This window comes from Segatella copri, from assembly GCF_015074785.1.
GTDB lineage: Bacteria > Bacteroidota > Bacteroidia > Bacteroidales > Bacteroidaceae > Prevotella.
This window is the reverse complement of sequence record NZ_CP042464.1, coordinates 851,374-864,621: the sequence shown is the minus strand read 5'-3', so window position 1 is coordinate 864,621 and position 13,248 is coordinate 851,374. Positions and strand designations below refer to the sequence as shown.

Sequence of the window (13,248 nt, the reverse complement as noted above, 5' to 3'; positions counted from 1 at the left end):
TTCGTTATAGTTCGTTTGGAATTTTATCCTCTGGGAAATGGTCGTTTGGGATAAAGAGGTATTCGTCTATCAGCTTATAGAACCTATCTATCTCTTCCTTAATATTGTAGGCTGCTTTAGCCCATGAAGTGAACATTATAATAAGCAATGTATGTGGAATCCCCTTATATTCCTTACCATTGATTTTCTTATAATATTCTTCCTCACCTTTAAACTTTCCTTCGCTATTAACATACACTCTTTCCATATCCCAAAACCAAGCCATATTTTCGTTGGTATTTGGGTTCTCACCACCTCTATAGTATCGGCAGTGCTTGATTAAATCTTCCTTATTCGCCATATCTATCAATAAATTTAGTTACTACATTCTTCATATCCAAAGGGAGATAGTTCAATGCTTTTTCCTCCATTTCTTGTGGAATACCAAAGAGTGGCTGAGCGATTGAACCAACGATTGCTCCCATCGTATCGCTATCACCGCCGTAGGATACAGCATATCTGATTGCATCCTCGAAGCTACCACTATTAAGGACTATCATAAAGGCGAGTGGAACGCATTCTTGGCAAGTTTCTGCCCATTTCCTTCTTGGAATAAGATTTTTATTCCAATCAGAGCCATAATATTGTTTTGCTATTACCCTAATCAAATCTTTTTGTTTATATGCTTTTAAAGCATGTACACAATCTGCTACCGCAGTAGCACCAATCAATCCCTCAACATGGCTATGCGAAACCTTTGCGCTCATCATTGCCTGACGAATAATATCAGAATTTTCTTTGAATGCCCAACCCACAGGACTAACTCTCATAGCTGCTCCATTTCCGAAACTATCATAAGGCTGTGGATTAGAGCTACGAACCCATTTTGCGAAGCTTGCACCATACCCACCCATTGGGTTTAGATACTTCTGACACCAGTATTGAAGCGAGATACTATAATCTTCGACATTCGGCTTTTCATCACCACCTTTTTTAAGAATAGCATCGGCTACGGCTATTGTACAGATAGTATCATCTGTAAAATTACAATCTTTATCAAATAGTTTAAAGTTATAATCAAATGTGTTATTAAACTCATATTTTGAGCCTACAATATCACCTATAATTGCTCCTATCATAGCTGTATCTCCTATTTTAATGTTAATTATTCGCAAATTTACGAAGAAATATTCAGATAACCAAATATTTTTTATTACTTTTGCATTAATTGTTGTATCGAGTGCGTATCTCCTATGTACTCACAACGTTAAACATAATAATTATTTACATCTAGCATCGTCCTCATTCGTATCTCCGAGGGCGGTGCTTTTTGTTTATAAGAACTCCTTTAAAGCAACGTGATAAACATCATACATCAGGCGAGTTACGTATAGTACGGCAACCTTATCAACTACAAAAGAAGGATAAGGCTTACCCTCTTTGATGATTGTGTTCAACGATAATTTCGGGTACTTGGCTGAATATAGCTTCAATGCTTTCAGAAGCTCATTCAATCTTTCTTCCCCGAATGCTTGCTTTATCTTCTCCTGATTTCTAAGAGCGAAACGAGCCATAAGCTAATTATACTTGATTATCTTATACTCCATTTCGAGCATAACGTTGCCGAATAAGGCTAAAAGTACGTCAAATGCTCTCATATCTTACTCAGCTTTATCAACGATAACAAGGTTTTTCAATCTCTCCAAGAATGTGTGATAATCATCCTCGCAGAGAATCACTTGACCGCCCGTTGGTGTGGTCTTGCAATTAAGCTTTATAGATGTTGCTATATCGCCATTACGTGAAGGTTCAACGTAAGCGATATTATCTATATTAATAAGGATACAAAACCCTTTATACTTTACCTCAATAAACTTTGCCATAATTAAATCTCCTTTATTTTATTAGTTTTAAAATCATAAGAATAACCATTATTCTCCATTATATTCAGAAGAAAGTTCTTCTCCCATTCATTTGCGTATCGTAAGCAACCCGACGAGTATTTAATGTTTGTACTCATATTTCCTTTGCCTACACCGAAAGATTTGAATGCGAACGAGTATTTTATGTGAGCCTCTATCCAGTCATCGTTATGAATATTTGACAAGATAAAAACACAACTTTCACCTCTTTCGTCATTATAAAACCTAAGTATATCTCCTTCTTTGTACATAAGCTATTCACATCTATCAAGATACTCTTTCCAAGCCTTATCAAAGACAGGCTTGATGAATATATTATTTCTTACATCCCTCATTGTTATCCCAAGGGCAAGCACGGCTTCTTCTGGGTTGTATGTATAGCCGCATTCGTGGTTTGCGAACTCATACATGAAAGCATCTTTCAAGCCTTCATCTGTCTTTATGAGCTCCAAGATTTCCTTATCGTGACGTTTACGCATTTCCTCGAAAAGGTAAACGTCAGAGGCAAGGCAGAATGCGCCGCAACCGAGTGAGCGAATCTTCATCAAGTCCTCCTTCGAGGTAGTCAGCCCCCACTCTTCCATCATTTTCTTAAACTGCTCTTTACCAAAAGCAGCTTTCATGGGCAATTTATCAAGCTCTTTCTGATGCTTCTTCTTTAATTCTGCGTATCTATTCATAATTGTATCTCCTTTTAAATTAGTAAAGCTGTTCTGTTCTTGTATAGCAGCCCTTCACAGCGTACTCAACACGTTTCTTCTCAACCTCATTGTAATCAGAGCTAACGGCAACTGCCTGCCATTTGCCACCTTCGTAAATCTGAGCAACGTAATCAAAAACGTTAGCCTCTACTACCTTTCCGTTAATCATTGTAACTTTCATTGTTGTATCTCCTATAATTTGAATATTAAACCTATTTATTAATTATTTACACCGCAAAATTAATAATTTCTTTTAAAACCACCAAATCTTTCCGGTTTTTTTATTATTATTTTAATAGCTTTTAATATATTGATATGTAAATTAAGGTTATATTAATATAAAAAATGCAATATAAAAATATAGTAACCGATTTTTCGCTACCTTTGCATACATAACCAAATCAGACGAGTTATGACACAGATTTATAACGCATCACCAAAGGAGTTGGCGGCAATGGCTCAACGCTACCTCCGTGATGGAATACTAAGCAGAGCCACATATTGCTACGAGCGGCTAATGTACCTCGGTTGCTTGCGCAGAACGGGTTATCTTCGCCTTGCCTTAGTATATACCAAGCAAAGGAAAGATAATGCCGCAGAGCGTGTTTTAAGTAGGTATCGTGCAATTTATAAATATTAATATAGGAGATATAGTTATGAAAAAGGGATGTGGATGTCTTGGAATCCTTGTTATTTTATTCTTTTTAATGATAGCTATCGGACAGAATGAAAACAAAAAAGAGACAGAAAAACTTATGAATACCCCTCTGTACGAAAACAAGGAGTATGTTGAGACGATGGCTGGCGATTTAATCAAACAACGCTTACGTGACCCAGATAGTTATGAGTTCGTTGATATGCAAGAGCAAGAAACGTCAAAACAGGGAGAGAAGTTGTTTATTGTTACATATAGAGCAAAAAATGGCTTCGGTGGTTATAATGTGGGACAAGCTATGTTTTCTTGCGATAAAGATAATCTGACTTTTATAACACTTGGAGATAAATAATATGAAACAGATAAAGAAGATATGTATATTTAGTGAACTTCTCTTTTGTATAGCAGCCAACGCTCAACAGAAGATAACAAGCTTATCACCTATACCAGATGCGACCAAACAAACTATCGAGCAATATATCTCTACTCATCCTATTGATGAAATGAATAAAGATACGGTCGTATTGTCTAACATATATAGCCTTATAGGATATAGTTATGTAGATAAATATCTCGGTGAGCTAACAGGTAGCTTTATTGTTGTTGGACAGGATTACCAATATAAAGACTTAAAACTGCAAAGTAACGATAAGCTTCTTTATCTACTTACCGAGAACGGATATGAGCAAACGCCCGTTGATAATAATATCATCAAAGAGAAGATAAGAGCTGATTTCACTCTCAATGATAATAACTCATATTTCTATAGAAATGATACCTTTGTCGTAAGGACTATAAATATTGATGAGAGGAAGTATATTTTTCTACATTGTATTAGTTATCCTCAAAAATATATACTCGACTTTGATTCAGATAAAAAGGAAGTTCCTAAGATAGATAGAAACGAACTGATTAATATAAAATAATGACAGAAGAAGAAAAGAAGAAGGCTTTAGAGAACTTTAATGCTCTCATAGAAGAAGCAAGGAAGAATAACGTCAATATGACGATGGACGAGATTAACGAAGAGATTCGGCTCGCAAGGGCTGAACGAAAGCAAAGAGAAAAAGAAAAGGCAGAGCGCAAATAGTGCCCTGCCTTTCTTATAGTAGCTGTATCTCCTATAATTATTTACACCTTGTTGTATTGCGTATCTCCTATTCACGCATAACATTAAACCTCAATACCGACTACATTATTGTAGATACCCTCTGGCAGTACGCCACCAAAGGCTTTCACAGCGTTACCGATGCCCTCGGCAATCATCGTACCCTCATTGCTATCATCAATACCCTCAGATACCAAGAACTTCATAGCCTTCTCCTGTACCGCCATAAGTTCTTTAAGCAGACCGACACACCGCTGAGTAGCATCATTATCAACTGTTACCTCTATCATCATATTCTGATTATCCATTTTTGATTTCTCCTATTCAATTAAAAGTTAGACTGATTGTTTTTAGATACAAGCGCAGCTCTCTTCTCGCCGTTGATTTCAGCGATAGCATCTTTCACATTAAAGTCGTTGTTATAGAGAGCAAGAATAAAACGCTTGCCACGTTGATTCCATACAAGGTTTACTTTTGTGCCCGTAGAACCATCACCCTTGATATAATTGTAGGTTCGGGTGCTTGCGAGCTGCCATTCACGGAACTTGCCCTTCAAATGCCAAGAACCTGATTGAAAGTATTGAATACCTGCATTGGAAAGCTGCTGATTTAGTGCTCTTGCGCTGATACCGAGGTCATCAGCAACTTGTGTGGTAGTAAGGCAGTCCGTTGATGCAAGTGTATCATCGTAGTACTTTACTTTTGGTGCGGCTACAGTCAATTCTTTCTGCTGAATGCCGATGGTCTGTGCCTGCTGCTCGGTCTGAGCTTCAAGCTCACGAACTCTTTGCTCGTTCCGCTTCAATGTCTCATCCGCAATCTTCAAGGCTCGTGCCATGATAGCTTCGGGAGTATCATTGACCGAAGAAGCTATATAGCCGCCCTTGGTTCGGATTTCGTGAAGGATAGCTTTTACTCCCTTCTTAAACTGCTTGGCGATAGGCTTGCGTGATTGCATAAGCAATTCATAAACACCTTCCTCTGTCAAGAACCACATACTTCCACCACGACTTAACTTTAAATTAAGTCGTTCCTCTTCGTCAACGTTAGCAACAGCACGTGACACATTCTTTAAACCGAGCCAACTCTGTACATCATTAGCCCGAAATAATGGGTTTTCAACTGACCCCCATACATCAATCTCCTTATCAAGGAAGGTTGATTTACTAATAATCTTGATTTCTTCCATCTGTGAACTTTTTAGAAGATAATGGCAAACAAAAAGCGGTCGCCATATACGCTGTTCACAGATGGTAGTCCACTCCGAAAGAGCTTCGTTTTATCTTACGTATAGGCGACCGTGTATTATACGGTCTTCGTGAGCATAAAATATGCCCATTCAGACGAATGAGCAATAACCGTGCTCTTATCGGGATAGCCTACTATCATCTGTGAACGTCGCAAAATTAAAAAGAAATCTGCGAACTACCAAATTTTTCTCCAACTATTTTTGATATTAATAGAAATAAATCGGAATTAATAGTGCTTAATAGCTTTCGTGTTAAGAATCAGAGACTTATTTCTTTACCTTGATAAACTTATTATACTTATAGAAGGGAGCAGCAGCCGAGACCACCGCCCCCAAAGAGATACAACATATATATTAAGATAAAATGAGAATCCGTCTATTCTTTAAGATACCTTAAAAGGCGCATACGCAAAAATCCCTTTCTCCCAAAATTGCATATCTTTAATACATTCTTCAATGGTAATTTGGGATAATTTTAATCCTCTTTGCTTAGCACGAATACGTGCATAATGTATCAGCCTACGCATATCTTCTCTATCCATTCCTATAACTAATTACCAAATTGTTTGTTGTTGCTTCCGTTCTTTAACCCGTTTCTTAGCAATATCAAAGAATTTTTTATTCTTCTCAAAGCAAATGAAATGTCTGTTAGTATTAATGCACGCTATAGCAAGCGTACCAGAGCCACAGAACGCATCCAAGACCACATCACCCTCATTACTGCTCAGTTCAACGAACTCTTGCATAATTGAGACAGGTTTTTCTGTTGGATGATTCTTACTTTTCCCGTTAATCGGTTTTTCTTTCTTTACCCGATTATAATACAAGTTATTATTTAACCGATTAAGAGCAGTACCGTAATCATATACTCGTACTATGTACTCCAGGTTCTGCGAAAAACGATTTTTGTTAATGATAGATAACGGCTTTTCCCAAACGAGTATTGTAAACATCAAGCCATTCTTATTAGCCCAGTTACAATAATACGGTACCTGTTCTTCCGAACAGAACATATAAGCATTCATTATCTTCATTTTCGGCTTTAATGCATCAAGGAACTTATCTATTTCTTCTTCGCCAAAACAACTCATCCCTCCCATCATATCACCACCATATTTATAAAGCTCCGATTTTCCAAAGGGACTTTTCTGATTCCATTCACTCCCATCATACGTAGGACTAAGTGGCGATTTATTATGGAGATATGGTGCATCCGTAACACATAAATCTATGCTTTTATCAGGAATATCACGCATAAGGTTAATGCAATCTCCGAAGTAAATATTATCTAACTCCATACCCTACGCTCCTTTCTTGAATTTCTTAGTACCTTCTTTAGGCTCGCAGAAGCCATCCTCCTCTCTCAAATTATAGAGAGCTTGTGTTTCCTTAGGCATACTATAGAAAGCCGAGAAACGAGCCTTCTTTGCATTGATAGGGTCATAGAGAGTTCTTGTTATATCAGACCATACGGCGATAACCTTCTTATCTTTAACGATATTGTCACGGAATTTCTCTGCTTCATCGTGCATGATGTCGTACAGACAATTATCCGCTTGCGTGAATGCCATTTTAGCCCGATAATTTTCGTAGCTTGGAGCAATATCAACTCCATACTTCCTTTCGGTAATCTCCATAACGTGTATATGGGTATCATTAATCTGCTGTACAAGGTTCTGAATCATAATGACATACGAGCAGAGATAAGGGTTATACTTGCATTTCAGATTGCGAAGCTTATCTTCAATCATCTTTCGTAACTTCTCAACCTTATCCTTAATCAAATCCCAAAGATAGGTAGAATACTCATTATAGTAGTCTTCATCCATGTTTCGCTCATACAACTTCATCGTATCACGAATAGAAGTTTGGCATTCAGTAAAGTGCTTTTTAAGATTGAACTTAAACACCTTCTTCTTATCAAAGACCTCCTTAGAAATTAGAAGGAAGTTGTCTGCCAAGATAAACTCCATATAGCAACTCTGACAGAGAGTAGAATAAGCGTAATCAAGGGCTTTCTGAACCTGCTCATTATCAATGCCACTCGGTAGATAGACAATGGCTTTCCAACCCATAACGTCCGTTTCTACATATCTTCCCGTATCAATCTTACAATCATTATGATTGCCTAATAAAATAGTTGCTTCCATACTTTACTTCTCCTTATTATTATTACCTTGCACAAGACATCCGAAAGTAACCCCAACAGATATGATAATCAATACAAATAGAACCAAATTCATACCTTATCCCTCCTTTTCTTTTAAGAACCGCACAAGGCAGTTATAATTCTGACTAAGGCTATTGAGAATCTTAATTTGCTCATTAAATGACAAATGCTCGAATAGCACAACTTTATCATCCTTATCCTTTATGGTCATACCACAAAGGTTGCCACCGATTTCAAGTATAACTTTTAGACTAATATCTTTTTTATCCATAACAAAGCTATTTTTTTAATTTACGATAATGATAATATTTTTTGTGTTCATAGCGCACGGCAGAGTACTTTTGAAGATTTTCCTCATACTCCTCACGAGGATAAGAGAATGCACCTTCAGAAAGAGCTATACGCTCAAAATCGGCATACTTCTTGTTATATCCAAGAAGCTCAACCAAATCCTTCGGATAACACCATGCAACCTGTAATTTTTGCGGCTCGTCTTTTTCTGGCGAAAACTTTATTGAACCTATATCTTGGTAACGTTTAGCATCAGGCATTCTCATATCCTCAATATAAGGTTGTAATTCACCACTTCTTACGTCTCTAAAAAAGACAAAGATAGCATTACTACCACAAGGCTCAGTAACAGGGTGGAGTATCTTATCAATACGTTCTTTCTGTTCTTTCTGACTTTGTTTATAGCCTTTCTCAATAGTTCGTTAAAATTTGAGATAATGGCTAAGCAGCTTTACGTTGCCAGCCAAAGAGTTCTTTGATAGTATGACTAATTAACTTTCGGTTCGGTATTCTCCGACACTTGTTGAAAATTAATTTAGCGATGTATGTGCTTGCCATAATCTCCTTGAAAGAAGCCATGGAATACGGCAATTCATTTTCCTTCATCATCACTTTCGCAACATTCTGTGATGCGAATGATGCATTATAGGAAAAGTCCAACTGGTTCTTGTGTCTTGCTTGGCAATGCGTAAGACCAGTATATTGCTTTGCATCGCGAAAACAAAACTCTATTTGGAATCTTGAGCGGTATGTGCGCAACACTTCCTCACCCGACATGGATGTCTTTGTTGAGAAGAAAAGCTTGTGTTTTCCGTTCGGCATAACCCAAATGACAAGGCGCACTTTCTGCTTCAATGCCTTTGAATAGGCTATGAGTGTGTAGGCTGTGCCTTCAAGTCCTTCAATATGCAACTCTGCCATACGTGTGAGGTCAAGTTTCTTGTAGTTGATTTTTCCGTCAAGTGTCTTGGGACGTCCAGGCTTATTGGAACGAGGTCCCGTATACACATAATATAGGCTCGCAGTATCCCTGAAGCGGCTGACAAGATGGAAACCGCACTCTTTGATTCCGTCCACAAACGGACGGATAGAGAAGAAAGCGTCAGCGACAACAATATCGGTGACCTTCAACAAATCCTTCTTATAACGCTTGATGACCGCTATGTAATGTTGCACGAGAGTCATGTTACGCATTTTCAATTCTCCAGTAGATGGAGTCTGATGGGCGCGCAGCATCATGCAACTGTTGGCATGGACATCGACAAGTGCAAGCCCCATGATTTCAAGCCCATGCTTCATGGAACTTGCACAACCGGACCAGAAAGTACCGATATGCGGAGTCTTCTTACCCGACTTGCTGATGTAGCTCGGATCGATGGCTATAGCCAATAGACCATCCATATTCAAGTAACGTCGGCATAGGGCAAGGTTGAACTTCACCCAGTCTATGCATTTAGCACGACCACGGTTGAAGTTCGTTCTGTAGGTCTGCTCACAATGGGTGCCGTAACGCTCCATTTGAGTGAAATTTATCTTTCTTTGTATCGTCATGTACAATAAAAGTATTTCCAAGAGTAGACTCTCGAAAGTTTTGCTTAACTTTGCAGATGAACTTTTGATAGCATCTCTGCATATTTCCGTATATTGGTTGAGTGGTTCTGATGTCATATAACTTTGAGCTTAGAGAACTATAAAGTTACTGATAATCAGCCACTTAACCAAATTTTATTAGTTGTATTACGTTAATTAACTCTCTCATTTTCAATCGATTACATAAGAATTAACAGAGTATTGCTTTCTTGTACCCTCGAATAAAAGCCTCCGAACATACTTCAAGCAAACCATCTGGGCAAACACGATGATTGCATTGCCTACAATGACGTTCATTGCCGTTAGCTATTTTAGCTTTATCTTCTAAGCTTAATCTCTTTCCCATTTTATTACAGATTAATTATTGATATTCCGTTATACAATAGCACCCAACCCGTTATGAGTAAGATTAATAAGAATATAGTAATCAAGATTTTTTCTTGTATGGTTACCACACCTTCTAATTTTCCATTCATTGCGCCAACAGCAACAACGCTGCTCAATGCGATGACGGATGCGCCTATGATGATTAAAATCGCTCCTATTCCCATTTTTTCACCTCCCATATTTCTGTGATTTCCATCTGCTCACGATATTCCTTTACAGCATTGGTAAAATAAGGAGAGATATTCAAATCCTTAACAAAAGAGGTGATGGTTTCCGTCTGATGATAGTTATCACCTTGTACCCATCCATCATCCTCTTTAACGAAGCAGAAAACAGCAAAACAAGATTTCTGTTCACCCGTTTCATTATCCAGTATCTGTTGCCTTCTCGCACAGAACTTCATTGTTCGTTCGTTATTGAATAGCTCGTAGCCATCACCCGTGCGTTGTGCAAAGGGCACTTCGCCCTTTGCTTCTATGATAAACTTCTTTTCTTTAACCTCTTCCATAATCATTATGTGTTAGATACAACTGAATAACGTTCATCTTTGCCGTAAACAACATCTATATTCAAAAGACTATTGAGCCTAAAGCCCATTGCCCAACCAGACCAAAGATACCTTAATTTCTCGGCAACTTTTATGGCTGTATCAGCATACTTCTTTGCATTACCCTTAAAAGGCTCTGAGCCATAATAAGAATAACCATTATCAAAGACCATTTTGAATACATGTCCCTTTGGTAATTCATACTTACAGAAGTCATCATAGGTAAGGATATTTCCATCAACCTCAAAGCAAACCTTTTTATAATCAAGAAAGGAAATAAACCCTTTATCATTGATAGTAAGATTACTTCGTTTAAGAGTATCTAACACATCTTTCTCCTCTCCTTTATTGAGAATGCGATAATTAGTAAAGATAATCTTACAGCTCGCTTTTTGTGGTACGTTATCAACGATTGCAATAAGCGAAATAAAGCTGCTAAAAGAGCCAGATTTCGCTATTCCTTGCTCCCTTAAAAAACGTTCACCATCGCACTTATTGAGGTACACGATAGCTAAAGGGAACTCTTTTCCGAATGCTACATTTAAATTCTTAAATTCTATAAACATAAGCTTAATCAATAAAATCGTTAAACGTAAGAACCTCAGATGCACCCTCACGGAAAGGTTTCTTATCGCAAGCGTAACCCATCCAAGAGCCGTAGTCATATACCTTATACATGTGATAACCAGCCTTCATCAATACCTTAAAGGCAGCTTTCATTTCACATCCATGTATTTTAACCATATCCTTATCATTGGCGTGTCCACTAAAACGTGGATTGCTCAAACTAATACGTCTTGTAGCAGGTCGGCTACCATTATTTGCACCTGAGAAAGGATGAAAAATATCCCAACAACTATTAGATAAGAAGGCATTACAGATTGCCTGTACGACTTCCTCTCTAACTTCGGTTGGTTGAACATAATCGTTTTGTGGTATATTTACCTTGATTTCCATAATTGTATCTCCTATTTTTTTATGGGCAGCTATTACGCTGCCCGATTAATAACTAAAGTCCTTCTTTCATTAATTCAATGCCATGCTTCACACCTTCAAGGTAACGAACTGCCTCGCTAGCATTTCCTATATTTTTAATAGGATTCTCACCTACGAGGATGAGCCACCCGTCTGAGTGTAACTCAGCTGTGACTATTACCTTACCATAAGCAGCATTAATCTGCTTCACAAGATTCTCAACACCTTTTGTACTAACTGCTACTGCCATAATTGTATCTCCTATATTTAAACGTTAATTATTTCTTCTTTATACATTCCTTCACAGCGTATTGGCTTTTAAGAAGGCATTGTGTTGCATTCAACCCTTTCAGAGGAATAAAATACTCTACGATAGCATTCCAACGTCCTCTGAACGTACCAGAACCCTTTGCGTTGGCAATAAAAGAATCAACATCTGATTCACTAACCAAAGCACCTGAGTACTTAGTGATAACCTCGCCTGTGTATTTATTAATAATTGTAATCATTGTCGTATCTCCTTCATTGAGTTATTGCTCTCTTGCCCAACGCTCGAAAGCTATAACATAATCTCTCTTTATGAATAAAGCATCACCCGAACCATTACCCCAATAATTAGAGATATGAGAAAGAAAATTACCTGTACCATTATTCGGGCAGAGTTTGCTATATATAGAACGGAACATTGCTGATATTTGGCGACCATTGAAATGCCCTGCTTCCTTTGCTAAATTAACAACATATCCATAACAATTAGACACAATAATAATACCTTTTTCGTTTACAAATTCACTATCACATGTACCCCAACAGCCATTAATAATAGTATCTTTCAGAAGTTGCTTCTGCTTATCTGAGAGCTTATCTAAAAGCTCATTTACGTTTATTGTCTCCATTGTCGTATCTCCTATTTTTCAATTTCTGTAAACTCAATTTTACCATTCTTTTTAACATGTGCGTGCCACTTATTGGTTCTTACCTTACCATCCCAAAATGAAAGAGTAGGAAGTACCATACATTCACCACACTCTACAAGTCTTTCGTAATAACTTATAACCTCATCCCAACTATCGAAAGTATGGGCAAGTGCTGTAAATCTGAATCGAGCAATTTTCTTTGTTTCCATTGTTGTATCTTTTAATTGTTAAACCTATTTATTAATTATTTACACCGCAAAATTAATAATTTCTTTTGAAACTAACAAATCTTTTCGGTGTTTTTATTAGTATTTTAATAGATATTAATACAAAACTAAGAAAATCGGATATTTTTACACAGAAAACTTATCTTTTAACCATTTTTCGATGGTTAAGATAAACTCATCCAATGAGCGGCAAATGCTGTACTGAAAGCCTAATCGCTCAACGTCAGACTGAAATTTGGCTTGCAAATCAGATTGATACCCGTCCTTAGTTTTAACTTCAATAAATAGGACATTTTCTCTTGCTATAATAATAAGGTCGGAGAAGCCAGCCAAAACGCCCTCGCCTTTCATAATCTTCGCTTCAAGCGCACTTCGTTGTCCTCCGTTAGGGATGGCGGCAATGATATAGCGAGGGTATTGCAAGCGAAACCACTTCACCATCTGAATCTGAATCTGCGATTCAATGTGCCGTGGTTTGCTTCTGCCTTTCTTCTGGCGCTCCTTCTTTAAAAACTCATCGTACTTCATTA

Annotated in this window: 27 protein-coding genes; 4 read left to right on the top strand and 23 right to left on the bottom strand. The window is 37.6% G+C overall.

The genetic code is table 11. From position 1 onward, the window contains the following. Nucleotides 1–4: 4 nt before the first annotated feature. The 6 genes from FO447_RS03740 to FO447_RS03715 form a co-directional block, all read right to left on the bottom strand. Nucleotides 5–340 carry a hypothetical protein gene (locus FO447_RS03740; RefSeq protein ID WP_200757724.1) on the bottom strand — a complete coding sequence of 112 codons (336 nt, stop codon included), beginning with the start codon at nucleotides 338–340 and terminating at the stop codon, nucleotides 5–7. After that, nucleotides 330–1,118 carry an ADP-ribosylglycohydrolase family protein gene (locus FO447_RS03735; protein WP_200757722.1) on the bottom strand — a complete coding sequence of 263 codons (789 nt, stop codon included), beginning with the start codon at nucleotides 1,116–1,118 and terminating at the stop codon, nucleotides 330–332. Before FO447_RS03735 ends, FO447_RS03740 begins: the two co-directional genes overlap by 11 nt. 195 nt (nucleotides 1,119–1,313) lie before the next feature. Next, on the bottom strand, nucleotides 1,314–1,553 hold the full coding sequence (locus tag FO447_RS03730; RefSeq protein WP_200757721.1) for a hypothetical protein: 240 nt from the start codon (nucleotides 1,551–1,553) through the stop codon (nucleotides 1,314–1,316). 87 nt (nucleotides 1,554–1,640) lie between these two features. After that, nucleotides 1,641–1,862 (bottom strand): hypothetical protein, encoded by a 222-nt coding sequence (locus FO447_RS03725; RefSeq protein ID WP_200757720.1) that lies wholly within the window; start codon nucleotides 1,860–1,862, stop codon nucleotides 1,641–1,643. A gap of 293 nt (nucleotides 1,863–2,155) precedes the next feature. Continuing rightward, nucleotides 2,156–2,581: a DUF7659 family protein gene (locus FO447_RS03720; protein WP_200757719.1), complete on the bottom strand. Its 426-nt coding sequence runs from the start codon at nucleotides 2,579–2,581 to the stop codon at nucleotides 2,156–2,158. A 19-nt stretch (nucleotides 2,582–2,600) separates the two neighbouring features. Next, nucleotides 2,601–2,783, bottom strand: a complete 183-nt coding sequence (locus FO447_RS03715) for a hypothetical protein (protein WP_200757717.1) — start codon at nucleotides 2,781–2,783, stop codon at nucleotides 2,601–2,603. A gap of 231 nt (nucleotides 2,784–3,014) precedes the next feature. Here FO447_RS03715 and FO447_RS03710 point away from each other — a divergent pair, with 231 nt between their 5' ends. Genes FO447_RS03710 through FO447_RS03695 form a run of 4 tightly spaced genes read left to right on the top strand, consistent with a single transcriptional unit; the run spans nucleotide 3,015 to nucleotide 4,347 of the window. Further along, entirely contained in the window at nucleotides 3,015–3,242 is a 228-nt protein-coding gene (locus tag FO447_RS03710; RefSeq protein WP_200757715.1) for a hypothetical protein, read from the top strand. 16 nt (nucleotides 3,243–3,258) lie between these two features. Continuing rightward, nucleotides 3,259–3,609: a hypothetical protein gene (locus tag FO447_RS03705; protein WP_200757713.1), complete on the top strand. Its 351-nt coding sequence runs from the start codon at nucleotides 3,259–3,261 to the stop codon at nucleotides 3,607–3,609. A 1-nt stretch (nucleotide 3,610) separates the two neighbouring features. After that, nucleotides 3,611–4,183 (top strand): hypothetical protein, encoded by a 573-nt coding sequence (locus tag FO447_RS03700; RefSeq protein ID WP_200757711.1) that lies wholly within the window; start codon nucleotides 3,611–3,613, stop codon nucleotides 4,181–4,183. After that, nucleotides 4,183–4,347, top strand: a complete 165-nt coding sequence (locus FO447_RS03695; RefSeq protein WP_200757709.1) for a hypothetical protein — start codon at nucleotides 4,183–4,185, stop codon at nucleotides 4,345–4,347. Before FO447_RS03700 ends, FO447_RS03695 begins: the two co-directional genes overlap by 1 nt. An 83-nt stretch (nucleotides 4,348–4,430) precedes the next feature. Here the strand turns inward: FO447_RS03695 and FO447_RS03690 are convergent, their stop codons facing one another. The 17 genes from FO447_RS03690 to FO447_RS03610 all read right to left on the bottom strand — a co-directional run bounded on the left by FO447_RS03690 (nucleotide 4,431) and on the right by FO447_RS03610 (nucleotide 13,246). Beyond that, a complete protein-coding gene (locus tag FO447_RS03690) occupies nucleotides 4,431–4,673 on the bottom strand; it encodes a hypothetical protein (RefSeq protein ID WP_200757707.1) in 243 nt (80 codons plus the stop codon). Between the two features lie 20 nt (nucleotides 4,674–4,693). Beyond that, nucleotides 4,694–5,554, bottom strand: a complete 861-nt coding sequence (locus FO447_RS03685) for a phage antirepressor KilAC domain-containing protein (protein WP_200757705.1) — start codon at nucleotides 5,552–5,554, stop codon at nucleotides 4,694–4,696. Between the two features lie 443 nt (nucleotides 5,555–5,997). Next, the gene (locus tag FO447_RS03680) at nucleotides 5,998–6,156 is read right to left on the bottom strand and encodes a hypothetical protein (protein ID WP_200757704.1); all 159 of its coding nucleotides are present in this window, start codon (nucleotides 6,154–6,156) and stop codon (nucleotides 5,998–6,000) included. Nucleotides 6,157–6,168: 12 nt separating this feature from the next. Next, entirely contained in the window at nucleotides 6,169–6,912 is a 744-nt protein-coding gene (locus FO447_RS03675) for a DNA-methyltransferase (protein ID WP_200757703.1), read from the bottom strand. A 3-nt stretch (nucleotides 6,913–6,915) separates the two neighbouring features. Next, nucleotides 6,916–7,764 (bottom strand): hypothetical protein, encoded by an 849-nt coding sequence (locus FO447_RS03670; RefSeq protein ID WP_200757702.1) that lies wholly within the window; start codon nucleotides 7,762–7,764, stop codon nucleotides 6,916–6,918. Between the two features lie 96 nt (nucleotides 7,765–7,860). Further along, nucleotides 7,861–8,055 carry a hypothetical protein gene (locus FO447_RS03665; RefSeq protein WP_200757701.1) on the bottom strand — a complete coding sequence of 65 codons (195 nt, stop codon included), beginning with the start codon at nucleotides 8,053–8,055 and terminating at the stop codon, nucleotides 7,861–7,863. Between the two features lie 7 nt (nucleotides 8,056–8,062). Next, a complete protein-coding gene (locus FO447_RS03660; protein WP_203031487.1) occupies nucleotides 8,063–8,341 on the bottom strand; it encodes a hypothetical protein in 279 nt (92 codons plus the stop codon). A 175-nt stretch (nucleotides 8,342–8,516) separates the two neighbouring features. Further along, on the bottom strand, nucleotides 8,517–9,743 hold the full coding sequence (locus FO447_RS03655) for a transposase (protein ID WP_117664388.1): 1,227 nt from the start codon (nucleotides 9,741–9,743) through the stop codon (nucleotides 8,517–8,519). Between the two features lie 272 nt (nucleotides 9,744–10,015). After that, a complete protein-coding gene (locus FO447_RS03650) occupies nucleotides 10,016–10,216 on the bottom strand; it encodes a hypothetical protein (protein ID WP_200757699.1) in 201 nt (66 codons plus the stop codon). Continuing rightward, entirely contained in the window at nucleotides 10,207–10,560 is a 354-nt protein-coding gene (locus FO447_RS03645; RefSeq protein ID WP_200757698.1) for a hypothetical protein, read from the bottom strand. The genes FO447_RS03650 and FO447_RS03645 overlap by 10 nt, the downstream gene beginning before the upstream one ends. Nucleotides 10,561–10,565: 5 nt before the next feature. Beyond that, complete coding sequence (locus tag FO447_RS03640) at nucleotides 10,566–11,165, bottom strand: hypothetical protein (protein ID WP_200757696.1); 600 nt, start codon at nucleotides 11,163–11,165, stop codon at nucleotides 10,566–10,568. 4 nt (nucleotides 11,166–11,169) lie between these two features. Continuing rightward, nucleotides 11,170–11,343, bottom strand: a complete 174-nt coding sequence (locus FO447_RS03635) for a hypothetical protein (protein ID WP_200757694.1) — start codon at nucleotides 11,341–11,343, stop codon at nucleotides 11,170–11,172. 265 nt (nucleotides 11,344–11,608) lie between these two features. Next, complete coding sequence (locus FO447_RS03630) at nucleotides 11,609–11,824, bottom strand: hypothetical protein (RefSeq protein ID WP_200757692.1); 216 nt, start codon at nucleotides 11,822–11,824, stop codon at nucleotides 11,609–11,611. Nucleotides 11,825–11,852: 28 nt separating this feature from the next. Continuing rightward, nucleotides 11,853–12,083: a hypothetical protein gene (locus FO447_RS03625; protein ID WP_200757690.1), complete on the bottom strand. Its 231-nt coding sequence runs from the start codon at nucleotides 12,081–12,083 to the stop codon at nucleotides 11,853–11,855. Between the two features lie 21 nt (nucleotides 12,084–12,104). Beyond that, nucleotides 12,105–12,470 (bottom strand): hypothetical protein, encoded by a 366-nt coding sequence (locus FO447_RS03620; protein ID WP_200757688.1) that lies wholly within the window; start codon nucleotides 12,468–12,470, stop codon nucleotides 12,105–12,107. Between the two features lie 11 nt (nucleotides 12,471–12,481). Continuing rightward, entirely contained in the window at nucleotides 12,482–12,700 is a 219-nt protein-coding gene (locus FO447_RS03615; protein WP_200757686.1) for a hypothetical protein, read from the bottom strand. Nucleotides 12,701–12,844: 144 nt separating this feature from the next. Beyond that, nucleotides 12,845–13,246: a VRR-NUC domain-containing protein gene (locus FO447_RS03610; protein ID WP_200757684.1), complete on the bottom strand. Its 402-nt coding sequence runs from the start codon at nucleotides 13,244–13,246 to the stop codon at nucleotides 12,845–12,847. Between the last annotated feature and the right edge of the window lie 2 nt (nucleotides 13,247–13,248).